Raw genomic sequence first — 15,414 nt, 5'->3', positions numbered from 1 at the left:
CGGATTACGCAACGTCAGTCAGCGCAAAGCGGAGGTACAGATCGGCGCGTTGATGTAGACGTCGCCGACGCGGCGTTCGCCGCGGTCGTTGCGCGTCATGTAGCGGAACATCATGCTCACGCCCAGCTTGGTCAGGATTTCCACGTCGCGATTGGCGCAGATATTGCGCTGCAGCGGCGCGGCGTAGTTCACCTCGAAGCTGGCAAGGTCCAGCATCGGTCCGCGGTAGTTGGTCAGCTCGAGCTGAAACAACACGTGTTTGCCAGGCGTCGACTGGCAGCGCCGCAAGCGCGTTTCCCCATCGATCTCGATCGGCAGTGCGTCGTTGAGCAGCCGGCAGGCGCGCGCCAGCACGCCGTCAGGCCGGTTGGTACTGCGCAGCAGTTCTGGCACCCCTGCCGCGCCGGTATTCTGGCCTGTCGCCGCGCCCTTGAGCATGCGGGACATTGCATCGGCTTCATCGAATACGGGCGCAGGCGCCGAGGCGGGTGGCGGGCGCATGGGTGCCGGGGCGCTTTGCACTGGCCATGGCAGCAGCAGTGCAGCCGCGAGAGCGGCTGAGCCAAGCGAAGCGGTGAGCGGCGTGTGTCGTATTCTCATGCAGGATAACGTTGCCGGGGCAAACCTGTCGCCCATCTCTGCGCGGCCATCGGTCTGCCGCATAGACAGAGCCGTCAGGCTCGCATTGTACCCTCCACCCCCATTCGCGTGAAAGCAGCGCCACACGGTATTCGGCGGGCGACCGCCATGACTTCCACGCAACCACGCAATCTGTCACGCAATCCAATACTGCCAAGATTAGGATATTTGCCGAACCCGACGTTGGCGGGGCATGGCGATACTGGACAACGCCGTCGGCAAATGTCGCAGACATCGAACCTTGGCCTTACCAGCCAGTTTTGTCATGCTGTGCAACAATTCGCGGTCTGGCGGATGGCTGACGAACGCAGCTGGCGCCGGTACGGACTCCCGGACTGACACTGATGCCCCAATCCTCACGCAGCCAGAAGGCTGCGCGCTTCCCCGCCTGGCTGCTGATCTGCGCCTCGCTGACGGCCATTGCGCCGCTGTCGATCGACATGTACCTGCCCAGCTTTCCCGCGTTGGCCGCGGATATGCGCGTCGATATCGGCCAGATTCAGTTGACGCTGGGCACCTTTCTGGTCGGCCTGGCCCTGGGGCAGGCCTTCTACGGCCCGATCAGCGACCGTTTCGGACGCAAGCCCCCGCTGTACGTTGGCCTTGGCCTGTACGCACTGGCTGCGGCCGGCTGCGCCATGGCGCGCAGCGCCGAGTCCCTGATGCTCTGGCGATTTCTTCAGGCGCTGGGGGGCTGCGCAGGCATGGTCATGGCCCGCGCCGTCATCCGCGACCGGCTCGACGCCCATGAGTCGGCCCGGGCATTCTCGTCGATGATGCTGGTGATGGGCCTGGCCCCGATCCTGGCGCCGATCATCGGCGGCGCCATTCTCAGTGCATCGGGCTGGCGCGCGATCTTCTGGTTGTTGACGTTGGCGGGGCTGCTGATCCTGGCGCTGGTCCACTTCCGGATGGAAGAATCCCTGCCGCGCGAACGTGCCGCACCGCTGCATCCCGGCGCCATCGTGGCAAGCTACACAGGATTGCTGCGGGACCGTGAATTCCTTGGCTATTCGCTGTCAGCCGGCTTCGGGCAGGCCGGCATGTTCGCGTATATCTCGGGTTCGCCGTTCGTGCTGATCGAACTCAACGGCATCGATCCCTCGCACTATGGCTTTGTGTTCGGAGCCAATGCGCTCGGGCTGATCGGCATGTCGCAACTCAATGCGCGCCTGGTCCACGGCCGCACGCTGGATAGCGTGCTCCGACGCGCGGTGCTCGCGCCATGCGCCGCAGGCCTGATACTGGCCGCTGCGGCGCTGGCAGGCGTGCTTGTGCTGCCGGTGCTGCTGGCCGGATTCTTTGTCTTTATCGGCTCGCTGGGCTGTATCACACCGAATGCGTCTGCACTGGCGCTAACGCATCAGGGGCATCGTGCCGGGACCGCATCGGCACTGATGGGCACGCTGCAGTTTTCGCTTGGTACGGTTGCCGGCGCCGCCGTCAGCTTGTGGCACGATGGCACGGCCCTGCCGCTCGCGGTCGTGATGGCCGCGTGCGGCATGGGCGCGGTGGCGTTGCGCGCGTGGGCTTGCGCCGGATCGTCGGCGCGTGCAGCGGCCTGAGCCCTCAGGCTGCCGCGTTCTTTACCACCACCATCTGCGCGGGCATGGGCGCGGCATAGCCGGCCTGGCCAAAGCTTTCGCGGATGATGCGGTTGGTGTCGAAATACACCTGCCAGTAATGGTCGTTGTGGCAGTACGGGCGGACGGCCAACACGGGCCCGACCAGCGTGAATTCCAGGATCTCGACGTCGACCGGCGGATCGGCCAGGACATTGGGAATCGCCGCGATACGCTCCTTGAGCAGCGTCACGGCGGCGGAGGCATCGGTGCTTCCGGCGAGCTGGGCCTTCAGGTCGACGCGGCGGAACGGGTTGGCGCTGAAGTTCTGGATCGTGTCCGAGAAAATCTTGTTGTTACCGATCACCGTCAGTACATTGTCCGGGGTGTCGAGCGTTGTCGCGAACAGCCCGATCTCGCGCACAGTGCCGGTGATACCGCCGATGGTGACGAATTCCCCGACCTTGAACGGCCGCAGTACCACCAGGAATGCGCCGGCCGCGAAGTTGGCCATCAGCCCTGACCAGGCCATGCCGATTGCCACACCCGCTGCGGCGATCAGCGCCGCGAACGTGGTGGTCTGGATGCCGAAGTAGCCAAGGATGCCAATCACCAGCACAACGTTCAGCGCCACGGTCACGATCGAGCCGACGTAGCGCAGCAGGGTCGGATCCATCTGCTGCCGGCCCAGCGCATTCTGGACCATCCGCACCACGACATGGATCAGCCAGCGGCCGATGATCCAGAAGGCCAGGGCGGCCAGGATCTTGACTCCGAACTCCGTGGCGTAGGCAATCACCACAACCTGCAACTTCTCCAGCGTTGACGCATCCATCGGCATTCCCCTGGTTTGTTGGCCGGCAAATGCCGGCCGGAAAACGAAGAACTGCGAAGATTGTCTGGTAAATCTTGCGCGCGTTAGTGGCGCAAGACTTCGGGCACGGCAATTATTGCCATGCCGTCAGGGGAAGTTCAAGCAAAGAATTGTCAGGAACAGGCCCACGAGAGCCTGATTCCGCCGGGACTTACCAGTTGGTTTCGCGCTCGGGCGTAGCCGAGATGCGATGCAGCGTCAGGTCGGCGCCATTGAATTCGGCTTCGGCATCCAGGCGAATGCCGACCAGCTTCTTGAGCGTGCCGTAGACAATGGTGCCACCCGCCACGGCAATCACGATGCCGAGCAGCGTACCGATCAGCTGCGCGCCAAGCGAAACCCCGCCGATCCCACCCAGCGCATGGCTGCCGAAGATGGCCGCCGCAATGCCGCCCCAGGCGCCGCACAGGCCGTGCAGCGGCCAGACGCCGAGGACATCATCGATATGCCATTTGTTCTGCGCCAGCGTAAACAAATGCACGAACAGCACGCCCGCAACGGCGCCGGTCACCAGCGCGCCCACCGGGTGCATCAGGTCCGAGCCGGCGCAGACGGCGACCAGGCCTGCCAGCGGACCGTTGTAGGCAAATCCCGGGTCGTTACGACCCGCCCACCAGGCCGCCAGCGTGCCGCCAGCCATGGCCATCAGCGAATTGATGGCGACCAGGCCGCTGATCTTGTCGACGGTCTGGGCGCTCATGACATTGAAGCCGAACCAACCCACCGCCAGCACCCAGGCGCCCAATGCCAGGAACGGGATGTTCGACGGCGGATGCGCGCTGATGCGGCCGTCCTTCTGGTAGCGACCCCGGCGAGCGCCGAGCAGCAGTACCGCGGGCAGAGCAATCCAGCCGCCCACCGCATGGACGACCACGGAGCCGGCAAAGTCATGGAACGGCGCGCCAGTCAGATGCGTGATCCAGTCCTGGATGCCAAAACGCTGGTTCCATGCAATCCCTTCGAAAAACGGATAGACAAAGCCGACCAGCACGAAGGTGGCACACAATTGCGGGTTGAAACGGGACCGCTCCGCAATGCCACCCGAGATAATCGCCGGAATGGCGGCGGCAAACGTTGCCAGGAAAAAGAACTTCACCAGTTCGTAGCCGCTCTTTTGTGCCAGCGTGTCAGCACCGGACATGAATTGCACGCCGTAGGCGACGGTATAACCGATGAAGAAGTACGCGATGGTGGAAACCGCGAAGTCCACCAGAATCTTTACCAGGGCATTGACCTGGTTTTTCTTGCGTACCGTCCCTAGCTCCAGGAAGGCGAAACCCGCATGCATGGCCAGCACCATGATTGCGCCAAGCAGGATGAACATGGCGTCGGTGCCAGTCTTCCAATTGTCCATAGGTCCCTCATGCTCAAAATGGGAGCATGGGTATGCAAAAAGCGTTCCAGAAGCGGCTGCATCCTGGTGCCAGTTGCACCTTCATGGTGGAGTTCGCACCGTATTGCGGCCGCACGGGTCGGATTTTTGACCGCGATGTGGTGCACGCCGCGTTCGTTGGTTCACGCCCCGCATGCCTCTGCGCGCCAGAATGATGCAGACGGATAGCGCCAGGATGAACCTTAGTGGTGCATTGCACTATATCGGGGAATGCTGGGCGCGGCCGGGCAAGCTGCGGCCTGACGGTGGGCGGACTTGGGCCGGCGCTGCGCCGTCAGGCAGAAAAGACGCCGCGAAAACGACCGGAACAGAGGGCGAAATTCCCCGCTAACCGGCCTCAAACAAGGATTTCCGGGTTTTTTCGTTGCATTGGTGCCACTGGGGATTGCCCAAGGCGCGAAGGGCAGATTAGACTGCGCCGATCGATGCATTGCCTTCTGGCAGATACATCGGTGACGTCGACCAACAAGGGAAATCAGCCATGAATAAAGGTGAACTGGTATCGGCCATCGCCGCGGAAGCAGAACTGAGCAACGCCGCAGCCGAGCGTGCGCTCAATGCAGCGCTGGACAGTATCAAGAAGGCAGTGGCCAAGGGTGATTCGGTAACGCTGGTGGGTTTTGGCAGCTTCAGCTCGGGCAAGCGCGCCGCACGCACGGGCCGCAACCCGCGCACCGGCGAAACGATCAAGATTCCGGCCGCGAAGACCGTGAAGTTTTCTGCTGGACAAGGTTTCAAGGACGCCGTGAACAAGAAGAAGTAAGCTGTCTGCGTCCGGACTAGCGAGAGAGCGGCCTGTCGGGCCGCTTTTTTATTGGCGGCGGTTATCCGGTACCGACTGTGTGGCGCTCCTGCCATTTCGCATGACCTGCCCTGGTGCCCCCGAGCGCCGGTTTACGGGTTACACTGCCGCGCCTCGGCCCCCGCTACCTGCATCACCACCATGAACGACCAGTCCCACCAGCTTTCCATGACCGTGCTGATGACGCCGGACATGGCCAACTTCTCCGGCAACGTGCACGGCGGCACCATCCTGAAGTACCTGGATATGGTCGCGTATGCGTGCGCAAGCCGTTACGCAGGCCGTTACGTGGTCACCCTCTCGGTGGACCAGGTAGTGTTCCGACAGCCGATCCACGTCGGCGAGCTGGTGACCTTCCTCGCGGCCGTGAACTACACCGGCCGCAGCTCCATGGAAATCGGCATCAAGGTGGTGACCGAGAACATCCGCAGCAAGCTGGTGCGCCATACCAACAGCTGTTATTTCACGATGGTCGCCGTCGATGACAATGGCGCACCGGCAGAGGTGCCACCGCTGGAACCGCGCGACGAAGTCGAGCGCCAGCGCTTCGCCTCGGCCCAGCAGCGCCGCGCACTGCGCCAGGAAATGGAAAAGCGGCACGACGCCATCAAGTCGTCCGGGAACTGATGCGGCCATGGCACGCTTCCTTTCCCTGCTTGCCGGCGCCTGCCTCGCGGTGGCGGGTACGCATGCGCTGGCCGAGGAAATCGGCAGCGTCAATACGAACTTCCGCATGACCGGCTCGGACAAGGTCGTCATTGAAGCGTATGACGACCCGATGGTGCAGGGCGTGACGTGCTATGTGTCCCGTGCCCGCACGGGCGGCATCAAGGGGACGCTGGGCATGGCCGAGGATCCGCCCGAGGCGTCCATCGCCTGCCGGCAGGTCGGGCCGATCTCGTTCAAAGGTCCGTTGCGTCAGCAAGAAGACGTGTTCTCGGAGCGCATGTCGATCATGTTCAAGACCCTGCACGTTATCCGTGCGATCGACCGCAAGCGCAATACACTGGTCTACCTGACTTACTCCGACCGGATCGTGAGCGGCAGCCCGCAGAACAGCGTGACGGCGGTGCCGGTGCCGGGGGGCACGACCATTCCGGTCAAATAACCGCCCGGCAGACCAACGAGCCGGCTCGTATCACGCGGCCGGCTCGAACAGCTTTCGCAGGTTGGACTTCAGAATCTTGCCGTTCGCATTGCGCGGCAGCAGGTCGGGCAGCACGACGATCCGCACCGGCACCTTGAACGCAGCCAACCGCTCCGCGACAAATCCACGCAATTCATCCTCCGTAGCCTGCATGCCGGGCTTCAGGCTTACCACGGCGCCCGGTTCCTCGCCGAGCGTCTTGTGCGGGATGCCGACCAGTGCTGCATCCATGACCGCCGGGTGTTCGTAGAGCGTGCTTTCCACCTCGATGCAGTAGATGTTCTCGCCGCCGCGGATCAGCATGTCCTTCATGCGGTCGACGATATAGAGGTGGCCCTCGTCATCAAGCCTGCCAATGTCGCCGGTGCGCAGCCAGCCATCGGCAAAGGTCTGCGAGGTGGCTTCGGGCTTGTTCCAGTAGCCGTGCACCACGTTCGCGCCGCGCACCATCAGCTCGCCCGTTTCGCCAACGGGCAACGACTGGCCGCGGCCATCGACGATCTTCATTTCACCGATGGGCAGGGCCGGCCCGCTGCTGTCCGGCCGCAGCACATACTCTTCCGCGCTGTGGCTCGTGAACGTGGCGGATGTTTCGGTCATGCCCCAGCCGATGCCCGGCGCCGACTGCGGAATGGTTTCACCGATGCGCCGCACGAGTTCCGGCGACGCTGGCGCGCCGCCGTAGCTCATGCTTTCCAGCGAAGAGAGATCGAAGCGGTCGCGCTCGGGATGTTCGAGAAGCTGCCACGCGATGGTGGGCACACCGCCTGCGGTGGTGCAGCGTTCGCGCTCAATCAGTTCCAGCGCTCGCAACGCATCCCAGCGATGCATCAGCACGATCTTGCCGCCGTTGGCGAGCGCGCTGTTCAGTACCGCCATGCAGCCCGTCACGTGGAAGAATGGCACGGACAGCAGCGCGGCTTTCTGCGGTGCGGCGGGATCGGGCGCGGGAATCGGCTCGCCGCGGCGCAGCAGGTTGCGCAGCGGGCCGAACAGGCTGGCGACGGCGACAGTCGTGGCATTGCGGTGCGTGCCGAGCGCACCCTTGGGCTTGCCCGTGGTGCCAGAGGTATAGAAGATCGTCGCGTCGTCTTCGGGATCGATCGCTACGTCGGGAAGCGCCAGGTCCGGGAGTGTTGCCCATGCCGGAGAGGCGCCGGTCACGCTTTCCAGCGATACGACCTTCGCCTCGCCGTCGACGGCGCCCGCGCGCGAGACATAAACGCGTTCCAGCGCAGGACACGCGGCCAGATGCGAAGCGAGACGGTCCAGCCGTTCCGCATCGACGATCGCCACGCGGCTCCCCGAGTCGTTCAGTCCGTACTCGAGTTCAGCGCCGGTCCACCAGGCATTGAGCGGCGTGACAATGGCGCCGGCCAGCAGCGCGCCGTAGAACGCGACCGGCCATTCAGGCAGGTTGCGCATGGCCAGCGCGACGCGGTCGCCGGGGCGGATGCCATCGCGCACGAGTGCGTGCGCGACATGCAACGCCGCACGCCGGAACGCGGCATAGGTCACGCGCTCGTCCTCGTAGACCACGAAGGTCCGTTCGCCGAAGGCCTGGGTTGCCTGGAACAGGTCGCGCAGCGTCGGTGGCGCGTTCTTCCAGACCGTGGTGGGGATGCCGCGAATCATGCGCGTTTCCGTCTCGAACGGGGCGCCTGGTGCGGTGAGCCGGGCGTGCGCCTCGGCCAGTGACAGGGCAGGCCAGTTGCTGGCCGGCTGGAAATTGCTCGACATGACTGCCTCCCGGACTGCAATGCAGGTGGAGGATGGCGCAACGCGCCACCCCTGAACGACATGCGGGGACATGCAGGGAACCGCGAGAAAGCACGCAAGGCGGCCGTGCCGCCTTGCGTCAGGACCTCACGACGTCAGATCGTGACGCCGCCGTCGACCACCATGGCCTGGCCCGTCATGAAGCTGCTTGCGGCGGACGCCAGATAGACAGCCGCGCCGGCGATCTCGATCGGCTCGCCGATGCGGCGCAGCGGTGCGCCCTGGGTGGATTGCTTGTAGCGCTCGGGGTCTTCCCACAGCGCACGCGCGAAGTCGGTCTTGATCAGTCCGGGCGCGATGCAGTTCACGCGCACATTGTGCGGACCGAACTCCACGGCGAGGTTGCGCGCGAGCTGGAAGTCAGCGGCCTTCGAAATGTTGTACACGCCGATGGTCGGCGAACCGCGCAGGCCGCCGATGGAGGAGACGATGATGATCGAACCTTCCTTGCGTTCGATCATCTGCGGCGCGACCATCTGGATCAGCCAGTGGTTCGAGATCACGTTGTTGTCGAGCACCTTGCGGAACTGATCGTCCGACACGCCGCTCATCGGACCATAGTACGGGTTCGATGCGGCATTGCAGACCAGGACGTCCACCTTGCCGAAGGTGCGATTGGTTTCATCGACAAGCCGCTGCAGGTCATCGCGCGACGAGATATTGGCCGGGACGGCAATAGCGGTGCCGGCGCCGTGGCGTGCATTGATGGCGTCCACGACTTCCTGGCATGCCTCGAGCTTGCGCGACGAAATCACCACTTTGGCGCCCTGAACCGCCATCTGCTCCGCAATGGCGCGGCCAATGCCGCGCGATGAGCCAGTCACGATCGCGACCTTGCCCGACAAATCGAACAATGACATGGAGTCTCCTGATATCGGGGCCCGTGCAGGGCCCGCCTGTGTTCTGTTGGACAGCGCCCGTTGCGGGCCTGCCGGGACATTATGGGTGGGGCATCCGGCCCAGTCCACAGGCAAGCCCCTGCCTGCGGGCCCATATCAGTATTCTTTCTGCGGGCAATGCGCGGCGTGCATGGGACCGGTGGGGCGGTCTTGCGGCAGGGATATGGCAACGATATTCAGGCGCCCAGCAGCGCAGGCAGCACACGCTCGAGCCCGGCGCGGCTGTCGGCATCCAGTGCCACGTGAAAGCGGTCGGCCAGCACGTCGATGACATCGCCCGCGGTGGACAACGGCTGCCGGTGCACGGTGCCGTCCGCAGCGCGCTCGGCCAGTTCGCCGTTGGCCAGGGTCAGTCGCAGATCGCCATCGGTACGGGCCACCATCAGCCGCTGCGTGAAAGGGCTGTCCGGATGCGTGCAGATGTACCAGTTGCGCGCGATGAAATCGATCCACGGCTGCGGTGTCAGGTCGAAGCGGTAGACCTTGAGCCAGCCCTCGTCTCCGCGCACTTCGAGATCCTGGCCATGGAACGTGCTGGCAGTGGTGTCGTCCGGAGCCGGGACCAGCCGATAGGGGAATGCTGACGCGGCCGGCGCCGACAATGGCAGCGACCTGAACGGCGAGGGGCCGCCAAAGCCAACATCGGCAAGATAGCTGCGATGCGCGACTTCTACGCGCAGCAGCATGTGCGAAGCCATGGTCTGCACGTCATTGGCCACCCCCCAGCGTACACGCGCGGCCAGCGGCGTTACGGTGTAGCCCAGCGCCGTCAGCGCTGCGGCCAGCAGCGTGTTGAGTTCGAAGCAATACCCGCCGCGTCCGCGCGTGACCAGCTTGTCGAACACGGCATCGATGTCGATCCGTACAGGGCGGCCCAGCAGCGGGTCGATGTTCTCGAAGGGGATGCGTGCGAGCTGCGCCGCGATGAGCGCATCAAGGGATTCCAGCGTGGGGGACGGTGGTGCGTCGAGGCCAAGGCGTGCGAGGTAGGCGTCCAGGCGGGGAGCGTCAAGCGTGATCATGTCGCGTACCGAGTTCAGTTGAGCATTTCGAGTGCGGTCAGATCGAGCAGTTCGATGCTGCCATACCGCAACCGCAGCAGCCCTCGCGATTCGAGTTCGCGCAGCGCCTGATTGACGGTCTGCCGCGACAGGCCGAGGATCTGCGCGAGCTGTTCCTGCGGAATCCTTACGGCCTGAACGGCAGGCGTTGCATCGTCCGTGCCGTGGGCCGGGTTGCCATAGCCGCGCGCGATGGCTGCCAGCCGACGAGCCGTGCGCGCGGCCGGCGGCAGCAGCTGCATTTCCTCGACATAGTCAAAGACCAGCCGCGTCTTGGCCGCAAGCAGAAGGCCGAACTCGCGCCACCATGCGGGATGCTGAGCGAGCCGGCGTTCGAGGCTCGCGCGTGGGACGTGCCACAGCCGCGCGGCGTGCACCGCGCGTGCGTCGTGAGTGCGTGGCAGGCCATCGAACAGGCAGATCTCGCCGAACCAGGCGCCGGCTTCGAGCAGGCCGAGCAACGCCGCCTTGCCGGACTCGCCGGCGGCATCGACCTGCATGGTGCCGCTGGCAACGCAATAAAGCCCGTCAAACGCATCGCCGCGCGCGAACAGCGCCTCGCCGGCGGCGAGGTGGCGCCACGTGCCATCGTCCAGCAGTGCCTCGCGCAGTGGGCCCGGCAACTGGGAAAACCAGGCACTCGCCTGCAGCGTGGCGGCCGCCTCCGCGCGCGACGGTGCGGCGTTGCCGCCCGGTGTGCCGCGCGGGATGCCTGACGGGCCACGTGCCCCGCTGCCCGGGGGCTGAGCCATGCCCATGTCGTCTCCTGTCGTGTTCGGGTTGATACGTACGGCGTAGCACGTCCGACTGTCAAAAATCAGACAGACGCCGCGGGACGCGATCAATACTATAAATCTACAAGAATCGACAAGACAGCCGGGCTTGTGGCTCTGCTGCACTGCTGCAGCCATCGGCCCGCATCCAAGGAGACGCCCCGTGAACACCCTGGTCGAGCATCTGGCCAACTACGCCGCCTATCACCGCAATCCCCGCAATGTCGCCACGCATTTCATCGGCATCCCGATGATCGTGCTCGCCGTCACCACGCTGCTCGGCCGGCCCGTGATGCCGCTGGGCGACGGTGATGCGTACCTCACGCCGGCCATGGTGGTGTACGCGTTGTCGTGCCTCTTCTATCTGCGCCTGTCGGCGGGATTCGGCGTGGCGATGGCGATCGTGCTGGCGCTGTTCCTGTACGCCGGAGCTCACCTTGCCGCGCTGCCGACGGGCGGCTGGCTGGCTGCCGGTATCGGCCTGTTCGTGGCGGGCTGGGTCATCCAGTTTGTCGGCCATTACTATGAAGGCCGAAAGCCCGCGTTCGTCGATGATCTGGTCGGACTGCTGATCGGCCCGCTGTTCCTCGTGGCGGAGACCGCCTTTGCCTGCGGGCTGGCAGCCGGCACCCGCGATGCAATGATGGCGCGCGCGTCCTGATACGGCAGCGATCAGGCCATGCCGGCCGGCAGCCGGAGGTGCGCTGCCAGGCCGCCGAGCGCGCTGTTACCCAGCTCCAGTGATCCCTCATACATCGCCGCAATCTCTGTGACGATGGCCAGGCCGAGACCGCTGCCGGCGGCGGCTTCGTCGAGCCGCCCGAACCGGGTGGTGGCCAGTTCGCGCGCCTCGGGCGGCATGCCCGGGCCGTCATCTTCCACGAGCACCTCCAGCAACGCTGCGGCAGTGTCTTCGCGCAAGTGGATGCGCACCTGCGAGCGTGCCCACTGGCAGGCGTTGTCGAGCAGGTTGCCGAGCATCTCCACCAGATCCTGACGGTCGCCGGCGAAGTGTCCTTCGCCTTCCACGCCGATGTCGAGCTGCCGCGCGCCATGAAGGCGCGTCAGGGCGCGCGTCAGCTCGCGTACCGCGGGGCCGGCCTCGATGCGCTGGCCACGTGCCCCCGCGGCGCCTGCTGCGCGCGCGCGGGCCAGGTGGCGGTCGACCTGCCGGCGCATGGCGTCGACCTGGCGGGACACGGCATCGGCAGCCGGGCTCGGCAAGCTGGACGCCTCATTGGCGAGCACGGCGAGCGGTGTCTTTACCGCGTGCGCCAGGTCCGCCGCCTGTTGCCGCGACCGCTCGAGCGCCTGCGGGTTGTGGTCCAGCAGCGTGTTGATTTCGCTGATCAATGGCTCGACTTCAGTGGGCCAATTGCCGCCCAAGCGACTCTTGCGCCGTGCCTGCATCGCGCCCAGCGCTTGCCGCAGGCGCTTGAGTGGCGCCAGCCCGAAGCGCACCTGAGCGGCCACGGCCCGCATCAGGCCCATGCCAAGCGCTCCGAGCGACCAGCCCAGCATGGTGTTGAACGCGCGCCGTGCGGCGCGCAGTTCGGTGCGATCCAGCGCCACGGAAACGCTCACTGGCGTGTCGGACGAAGCCAGCACGATGCTGCGCGACACCACCAGCAGCGACTGCTGGTTGGGTCCCTGACGAACTTCGGCAGGCGTTCCCGCTACCTTGTGCGCAGCCTTTTCCGGCATTTCTGTGTCCCACAACGAGCGCGAACGCAGCAGCGCGCCGGGGGCTCGGGCTTGCCAGTAGGCGCCGGAATAGGGGAATTCATAGCGTGGGTCCGCCGGTGCACGCGTCAGCAGCAGCCAGCCGTCGGGGCTCCAGTCGAGCGCGGCGGTCAGGCTGGTGAACTGGTGTTCCAGCTGGCGCACGTAGGTATCGTTGACGTGCCGCTCGAACAGCGTGGAAAGGAGCCACCAGCTTGCGCCGAGCGCCGCGGCGAGCCAAATGGCGGCCACGGCCAGCAGGCGCAGCGCGAGAGAGTTGCGCATGCGGTGCCTTAATTCCCGGTCGCAGCCGGTAGCCCTGGCCGCGCTCGGTCTCGATCACGTCCACGCCGAGCTTGAGGCGCAGCCGGCCGACGAAGACTTCGATCGTGTTGCTGTCGCGGTCAAAGTCCTGCGCATAGATATGTTCGGTCAGCGTGGACTTGCTGACGATGGCGCCCGGATGGTGCATCAGGTAGTCGAGCACCTTGAATTCGTGCGCCGTCAGCACCACGGCGGCGCCATCCACGGTCACGGTGCCGGCGCGCGGATTCAGCTGGACGGAGCCGCAGCTCAGTTCGGGGGCCGGCATGCCGTGCGCGCGGCGAATCAACGCGCGGATGCGCGCCTGCAATTCTTCCATGAGGAACGGCTTGGCCAGGTAGTCGTCGGCGCCCGCGTCGATGCCTTCAACCTTCTCTGTCCAGCTGTCTCGCGCCGCGAGAATCAGCACGGGAACGTTGACGTGCGCTGCGAAACCGCTTCGAGAATGCGGGACAGCGGCAGGATTTCCCCGGACTGCACCGCCGCGCGGGCGCGATCGGCGTCCTTGTCGGCATGTGCCGGCGCGGCGATGCCAAGCGCAAGCGCGAGCGCAGCACCGGCCAGCGCGAGCGCGAAAGCAGGGCGGCTTGCGTGGCGAAGCCGGGCAGGGCGGCGGACGTGAAATGTCTTCATGGCCTGAAGTTTGCGTCAAAACGCCTGAACGCAGGCTGAACGGATGCCTCAGCCAGCGTTCAGGTGCCGTTCACGACAATGCTTGCCAACCGTATCAGGAGTCCAGCCATGTCGCACCATCCGTCTACCGCATCCCTGTCACAGTCCGTTTCACCGTCCCCGCAGCATCGCTCGCCGGACCGGCGCGCAGCTTTCCTGGCGGCTGGCGCGCTGTTTTCCGTGCTCTGCGTGTCTAGCGTGTTCTGGATCCATGTCGACCTGATCGCTCTGCTACGCGAGTGGTCGCGCGCCGATGCCAACCTGCCGTTGATTGCGCTGGGCACCATGGCCGTGGGCTCGCTGATTGCCGCGTGGCTCGGCGAATAGGCCTTGAAAATAGAGTCCTGTCGCATCTGACGCGGCGCGCGCAGCCCCGATTTCTCTTCCGCGAGAAGACGCCTGAGACTGCGAAAGTGGGGGGACGTGGTGCCTCTACGCGCTTCTGCTGAGGTATTGCTGCGACAAAACACGGGGTTTTCACGGGGTTTTAGCGTTTGCATGTATGAAAACCCTTTGACACACGGTCGTTTCCGCTATGATTCAGTGGCGCCGGCAAGGGGTATGTGCAACGCAATGCGAAGCCTTCGAACAGCCGGCTCTGATCTGTTCAACTCTCGTATATCGATATGGCGACCAAAGCGAAACCGACCGCGAAGACGACTGCAACCAAGCCCGCTGCCAAGAAGGCCGCGGCAACGAAGGCACCTGTGAAGGCTGCCGCCAAGAAGGCCGCGCCGGCCAAGAAGGCTGCTCCGGCTGCCGCGGTGACCCCGCGCCCGCTGAAGGACACCTTCAACAAGTCGAGCCTGGTCGCTCACCTGGTAGCCCAGACCCAGATGGAGCCCAAGGCCGTGAAGACGGTGCTGGCCCATCTGGAAAACACCATCGTCGGCGCGCTGAACAAGAAGGGCGCTGGCGAATTCACGCTGCCGGGCCTGCTGAAGGTGACCGCGCAGCAAGTGCCGGCGAAGAAGAAGCGCTTCGGCAAGGACCCGTTCACCGGTGAAGAGCGTTGGTTCCCGGCCAAGCCGGCCAGCGTCAAGGTGAAGGTTCGCCCGCTGAAGAAGCTGAAGGACGCTGCTGCCGCTTGATCGGCCAGTTGATCCGCAAAGAAAAGGAGCCGCTGGTCGGCTCCTTTTTTCATGCCCGATGTCGGGCTGCGCGACGATGGGTGAGTTTCCGCCGACACGCGTTCGGGAACTGGCTACGACTTAACCATGGTCAAATTGCGCCCTTGGGCATGCGCCTAGAATTCACATCGCCATGGGTGCGGGGGCGCTCCCCATGGCACCGGCTCCCGGCGTCTTCCCGGAAGCCCCGCCCGCTGCCAGCAATGGCCGCGGGCTTTCTTTTTGGCGCGCCGATTCGCACTGGCCGCGCGTCAGCCGCCGACAATCTGCTTGGCGTAGCTTGCGCGCTCCATTTCGCGCACTTCGACGCTGATTTGCACGCTCTGACCTTCCGCAGTGGCTGGGCGGACCGCCTCGGCAATGACATCGCACACGGCCTGCCCAAGCGCGCGCCGCACGGCCAGTTCGCGGCCATCGAGGATGGACAGGCGAGCATGGACGAACGCGCGCTCTGCAGCCTCTACCCCCTGCCGAAACGTGGACAGCATGATGCAACGCGATTTAATGTCGGCTTCGCCGAATTCGCCGGATGCAAGCAGCGCGGCATTGGCCTCATCGAGCAGTTCTTCGGGCGAACAGTTGAGACGCGTGTTTTCTGTGATTTCGATCACGAGGTGGGGCATGGCAGATCGGGGTG

General features: G+C 64.9%; 18 protein-coding genes and 1 pseudogene. 8 read left to right on the top strand and 11 right to left on the bottom strand.

Annotation, left to right across the window (positions count from 1 at the left end; all coding sequences use genetic code 11):
* Positions 1–18: 18 nt before the first annotated feature.
* Positions 19–600, bottom strand: a complete 582-nt coding sequence (locus tag ACIGJG_RS29320) for a hypothetical protein (RefSeq protein WP_041680164.1) — start codon at positions 598–600, stop codon at positions 19–21.
* Between the two features lie 383 nt (positions 601–983).
* Here ACIGJG_RS29320 and ACIGJG_RS29315 point away from each other — a divergent pair, with 383 nt between their 5' ends.
* The gene (locus ACIGJG_RS29315) at positions 984–2,204 is read left to right on the top strand and encodes a Bcr/CflA family multidrug efflux MFS transporter (RefSeq protein ID WP_483673584.1); all 1,221 of its coding nucleotides are present in this window, start codon (positions 984–986) and stop codon (positions 2,202–2,204) included.
* A 4-nt stretch (positions 2,205–2,208) separates the two neighbouring features.
* Here the strand turns inward: ACIGJG_RS29315 and ACIGJG_RS29310 are convergent, their stop codons facing one another.
* Positions 2,209–3,036: a mechanosensitive ion channel family protein gene (locus ACIGJG_RS29310; protein ID WP_483673583.1), complete on the bottom strand. Its 828-nt coding sequence runs from the start codon at positions 3,034–3,036 to the stop codon at positions 2,209–2,211.
* Between the two features lie 190 nt (positions 3,037–3,226).
* Positions 3,227–4,429 carry an ammonium transporter gene (locus tag ACIGJG_RS29305; RefSeq protein WP_483673582.1) on the bottom strand — a complete coding sequence of 401 codons (1,203 nt, stop codon included), beginning with the start codon at positions 4,427–4,429 and terminating at the stop codon, positions 3,227–3,229.
* Positions 4,430–4,461: 32 nt separating this feature from the next.
* Here ACIGJG_RS29305 and ACIGJG_RS29300 point away from each other — a divergent pair, with 32 nt between their 5' ends.
* From ACIGJG_RS29300 to ACIGJG_RS29285, 4 genes are all read left to right on the top strand, one after another.
* Positions 4,462–4,623, top strand: coding sequence for a hypothetical protein (locus tag ACIGJG_RS29300; protein ID WP_181184431.1), 162 nt, complete (start codon positions 4,462–4,464; stop codon positions 4,621–4,623).
* A gap of 326 nt (positions 4,624–4,949) precedes the next feature.
* The gene (locus tag ACIGJG_RS29295) at positions 4,950–5,231 is read left to right on the top strand and encodes an HU family DNA-binding protein (RefSeq protein ID WP_008651272.1); all 282 of its coding nucleotides are present in this window, start codon (positions 4,950–4,952) and stop codon (positions 5,229–5,231) included.
* A 180-nt stretch (positions 5,232–5,411) separates the two neighbouring features.
* Complete coding sequence (locus ACIGJG_RS29290; RefSeq protein ID WP_011300162.1) at positions 5,412–5,897, top strand: acyl-CoA thioesterase; 486 nt, start codon at positions 5,412–5,414, stop codon at positions 5,895–5,897.
* A gap of 7 nt (positions 5,898–5,904) precedes the next feature.
* Entirely contained in the window at positions 5,905–6,378 is a 474-nt protein-coding gene (locus ACIGJG_RS29285) for a CreA family protein (RefSeq protein ID WP_011300163.1), read from the top strand.
* Between the two features lie 30 nt (positions 6,379–6,408).
* On the opposite strand, the gene ACIGJG_RS29280 is transcribed toward ACIGJG_RS29285, so the two are convergent.
* The 4 genes from ACIGJG_RS29280 to ACIGJG_RS29265 all read right to left on the bottom strand — a co-directional run bounded on the left by ACIGJG_RS29280 (position 6,409) and on the right by ACIGJG_RS29265 (position 10,914).
* Positions 6,409–8,157, bottom strand: coding sequence for a class I adenylate-forming enzyme family protein (locus tag ACIGJG_RS29280; protein WP_483673580.1), 1,749 nt, complete (start codon positions 8,155–8,157; stop codon positions 6,409–6,411).
* A gap of 134 nt (positions 8,158–8,291) precedes the next feature.
* On the bottom strand, positions 8,292–9,056 hold the full coding sequence (locus ACIGJG_RS29275; protein ID WP_011300165.1) for an SDR family oxidoreductase: 765 nt from the start codon (positions 9,054–9,056) through the stop codon (positions 8,292–8,294).
* Positions 9,057–9,271: 215 nt separating this feature from the next.
* Positions 9,272–10,117 carry an arylamine N-acetyltransferase family protein gene (locus ACIGJG_RS29270; RefSeq protein ID WP_220630379.1) on the bottom strand — a complete coding sequence of 282 codons (846 nt, stop codon included), beginning with the start codon at positions 10,115–10,117 and terminating at the stop codon, positions 9,272–9,274.
* A 14-nt stretch (positions 10,118–10,131) separates the two neighbouring features.
* Positions 10,132–10,914 carry a Crp/Fnr family transcriptional regulator gene (locus ACIGJG_RS29265; RefSeq protein WP_011300167.1) on the bottom strand — a complete coding sequence of 261 codons (783 nt, stop codon included), beginning with the start codon at positions 10,912–10,914 and terminating at the stop codon, positions 10,132–10,134.
* Positions 10,915–11,092: 178 nt separating this feature from the next.
* Between ACIGJG_RS29265 and ACIGJG_RS29260 the strand changes: the two genes are divergently transcribed.
* The gene (locus ACIGJG_RS29260) at positions 11,093–11,590 is read left to right on the top strand and encodes an Mpo1 family 2-hydroxy fatty acid dioxygenase (RefSeq protein ID WP_483673579.1); all 498 of its coding nucleotides are present in this window, start codon (positions 11,093–11,095) and stop codon (positions 11,588–11,590) included.
* Between the two features lie 11 nt (positions 11,591–11,601).
* Here ACIGJG_RS29260 and ACIGJG_RS29255 read toward each other — a convergent pair whose 3' ends face one another.
* The 3 genes and pseudogenes from ACIGJG_RS29255 to ACIGJG_RS29245 form a co-directional block, all read right to left on the bottom strand.
* Complete coding sequence (locus ACIGJG_RS29255) at positions 11,602–12,936, bottom strand: sensor histidine kinase (protein ID WP_483673578.1); 1,335 nt, start codon at positions 12,934–12,936, stop codon at positions 11,602–11,604.
* A 16-nt stretch (positions 12,937–12,952) separates the two neighbouring features.
* Positions 12,953–13,405: pseudogene (locus ACIGJG_RS29250) on the bottom strand (winged helix-turn-helix domain-containing protein); the annotation flags it as partial.
* Entirely contained in the window at positions 13,378–13,608 is a 231-nt protein-coding gene (locus ACIGJG_RS29245) for a hypothetical protein (protein WP_140950406.1), read from the bottom strand. The pseudogene ACIGJG_RS29250 and the gene ACIGJG_RS29245, both read right to left, overlap by 28 nt.
* 108 nt (positions 13,609–13,716) lie before the next feature.
* Between ACIGJG_RS29245 and ACIGJG_RS29240 the strand changes: the two genes are divergently transcribed.
* Both ACIGJG_RS29240 and ACIGJG_RS29235 read left to right on the top strand, forming a co-directional pair.
* Positions 13,717–13,974 carry a hypothetical protein gene (locus ACIGJG_RS29240; protein WP_041680165.1) on the top strand — a complete coding sequence of 86 codons (258 nt, stop codon included), beginning with the start codon at positions 13,717–13,719 and terminating at the stop codon, positions 13,972–13,974.
* A gap of 299 nt (positions 13,975–14,273) precedes the next feature.
* Complete coding sequence (locus ACIGJG_RS29235) at positions 14,274–14,738, top strand: HU family DNA-binding protein (protein WP_011300173.1); 465 nt, start codon at positions 14,274–14,276, stop codon at positions 14,736–14,738.
* A 290-nt stretch (positions 14,739–15,028) separates the two neighbouring features.
* Here ACIGJG_RS29235 and ACIGJG_RS29230 read toward each other — a convergent pair whose 3' ends face one another.
* Positions 15,029–15,400, bottom strand: coding sequence for a 5-carboxymethyl-2-hydroxymuconate Delta-isomerase (locus ACIGJG_RS29230; RefSeq protein WP_011300174.1), 372 nt, complete (start codon positions 15,398–15,400; stop codon positions 15,029–15,031).
* Positions 15,401–15,414: the final 14 nt, after the last annotated feature.

This window comes from Cupriavidus sp. C1SS-2L, from assembly GCF_057073735.1.
Note: the sequence above shows the minus strand (reverse complement) of the source record. Positions and strands in the feature narration are given on the sequence as shown.

Bases quoted from the DNA above. Each gene is read 5' to 3' on its own strand.
- ACIGJG_RS29320 (WP_041680164.1), bottom strand. From the start codon at position 600: ATGAGAATACGACACACGCCGCTCACCGCTTCGCTTGGCTCAGCCGCT.
- ACIGJG_RS29315 (WP_483673584.1), top strand. From the start codon at position 984: ATGCCCCAATCCTCACGCAGCCAGAAGGCTGCGCGCTTCCCCGCCTGG.
- ACIGJG_RS29310 (WP_483673583.1), bottom strand. From the start codon at position 3,036: ATGGATGCGTCAACGCTGGAGAAGTTGCAGGTTGTGGTGATTGCCTAC.
- ACIGJG_RS29305 (WP_483673582.1), bottom strand. From the start codon at position 4,429: ATGGACAATTGGAAGACTGGCACCGACGCCATGTTCATCCTGCTTGGC.
- ACIGJG_RS29300 (WP_181184431.1), top strand. From the start codon at position 4,462: ATGCAAAAAGCGTTCCAGAAGCGGCTGCATCCTGGTGCCAGTTGCACC.
- ACIGJG_RS29295 (WP_008651272.1), top strand. From the start codon at position 4,950: ATGAATAAAGGTGAACTGGTATCGGCCATCGCCGCGGAAGCAGAACTG.
- ACIGJG_RS29290 (WP_011300162.1), top strand. From the start codon at position 5,412: ATGAACGACCAGTCCCACCAGCTTTCCATGACCGTGCTGATGACGCCG.
- ACIGJG_RS29285 (WP_011300163.1), top strand. From the start codon at position 5,905: ATGGCACGCTTCCTTTCCCTGCTTGCCGGCGCCTGCCTCGCGGTGGCG.
- ACIGJG_RS29280 (WP_483673580.1), bottom strand. From the start codon at position 8,157: ATGTCGAGCAATTTCCAGCCGGCCAGCAACTGGCCTGCCCTGTCACTG.
- ACIGJG_RS29275 (WP_011300165.1), bottom strand. From the start codon at position 9,056: ATGTCATTGTTCGATTTGTCGGGCAAGGTCGCGATCGTGACTGGCTCA.
- ACIGJG_RS29270 (WP_220630379.1), bottom strand. From the start codon at position 10,117: ATGATCACGCTTGACGCTCCCCGCCTGGACGCCTACCTCGCACGCCTT.
- ACIGJG_RS29265 (WP_011300167.1), bottom strand. From the start codon at position 10,914: ATGGGCATGGCTCAGCCCCCGGGCAGCGGGGCACGTGGCCCGTCAGGC.
- ACIGJG_RS29255 (WP_483673578.1), bottom strand. From the start codon at position 12,936: ATGCGCAACTCTCTCGCGCTGCGCCTGCTGGCCGTGGCCGCCATTTGG.
- ACIGJG_RS29245 (WP_140950406.1), bottom strand. From the start codon at position 13,608: ATGAAGACATTTCACGTCCGCCGCCCTGCCCGGCTTCGCCACGCAAGC.
- ACIGJG_RS29240 (WP_041680165.1), top strand. From the start codon at position 13,717: ATGTCGCACCATCCGTCTACCGCATCCCTGTCACAGTCCGTTTCACCG.
- ACIGJG_RS29235 (WP_011300173.1), top strand. From the start codon at position 14,274: ATGGCGACCAAAGCGAAACCGACCGCGAAGACGACTGCAACCAAGCCC.
- ACIGJG_RS29230 (WP_011300174.1), bottom strand. From the start codon at position 15,400: ATGCCCCACCTCGTGATCGAAATCACAGAAAACACGCGTCTCAACTGT.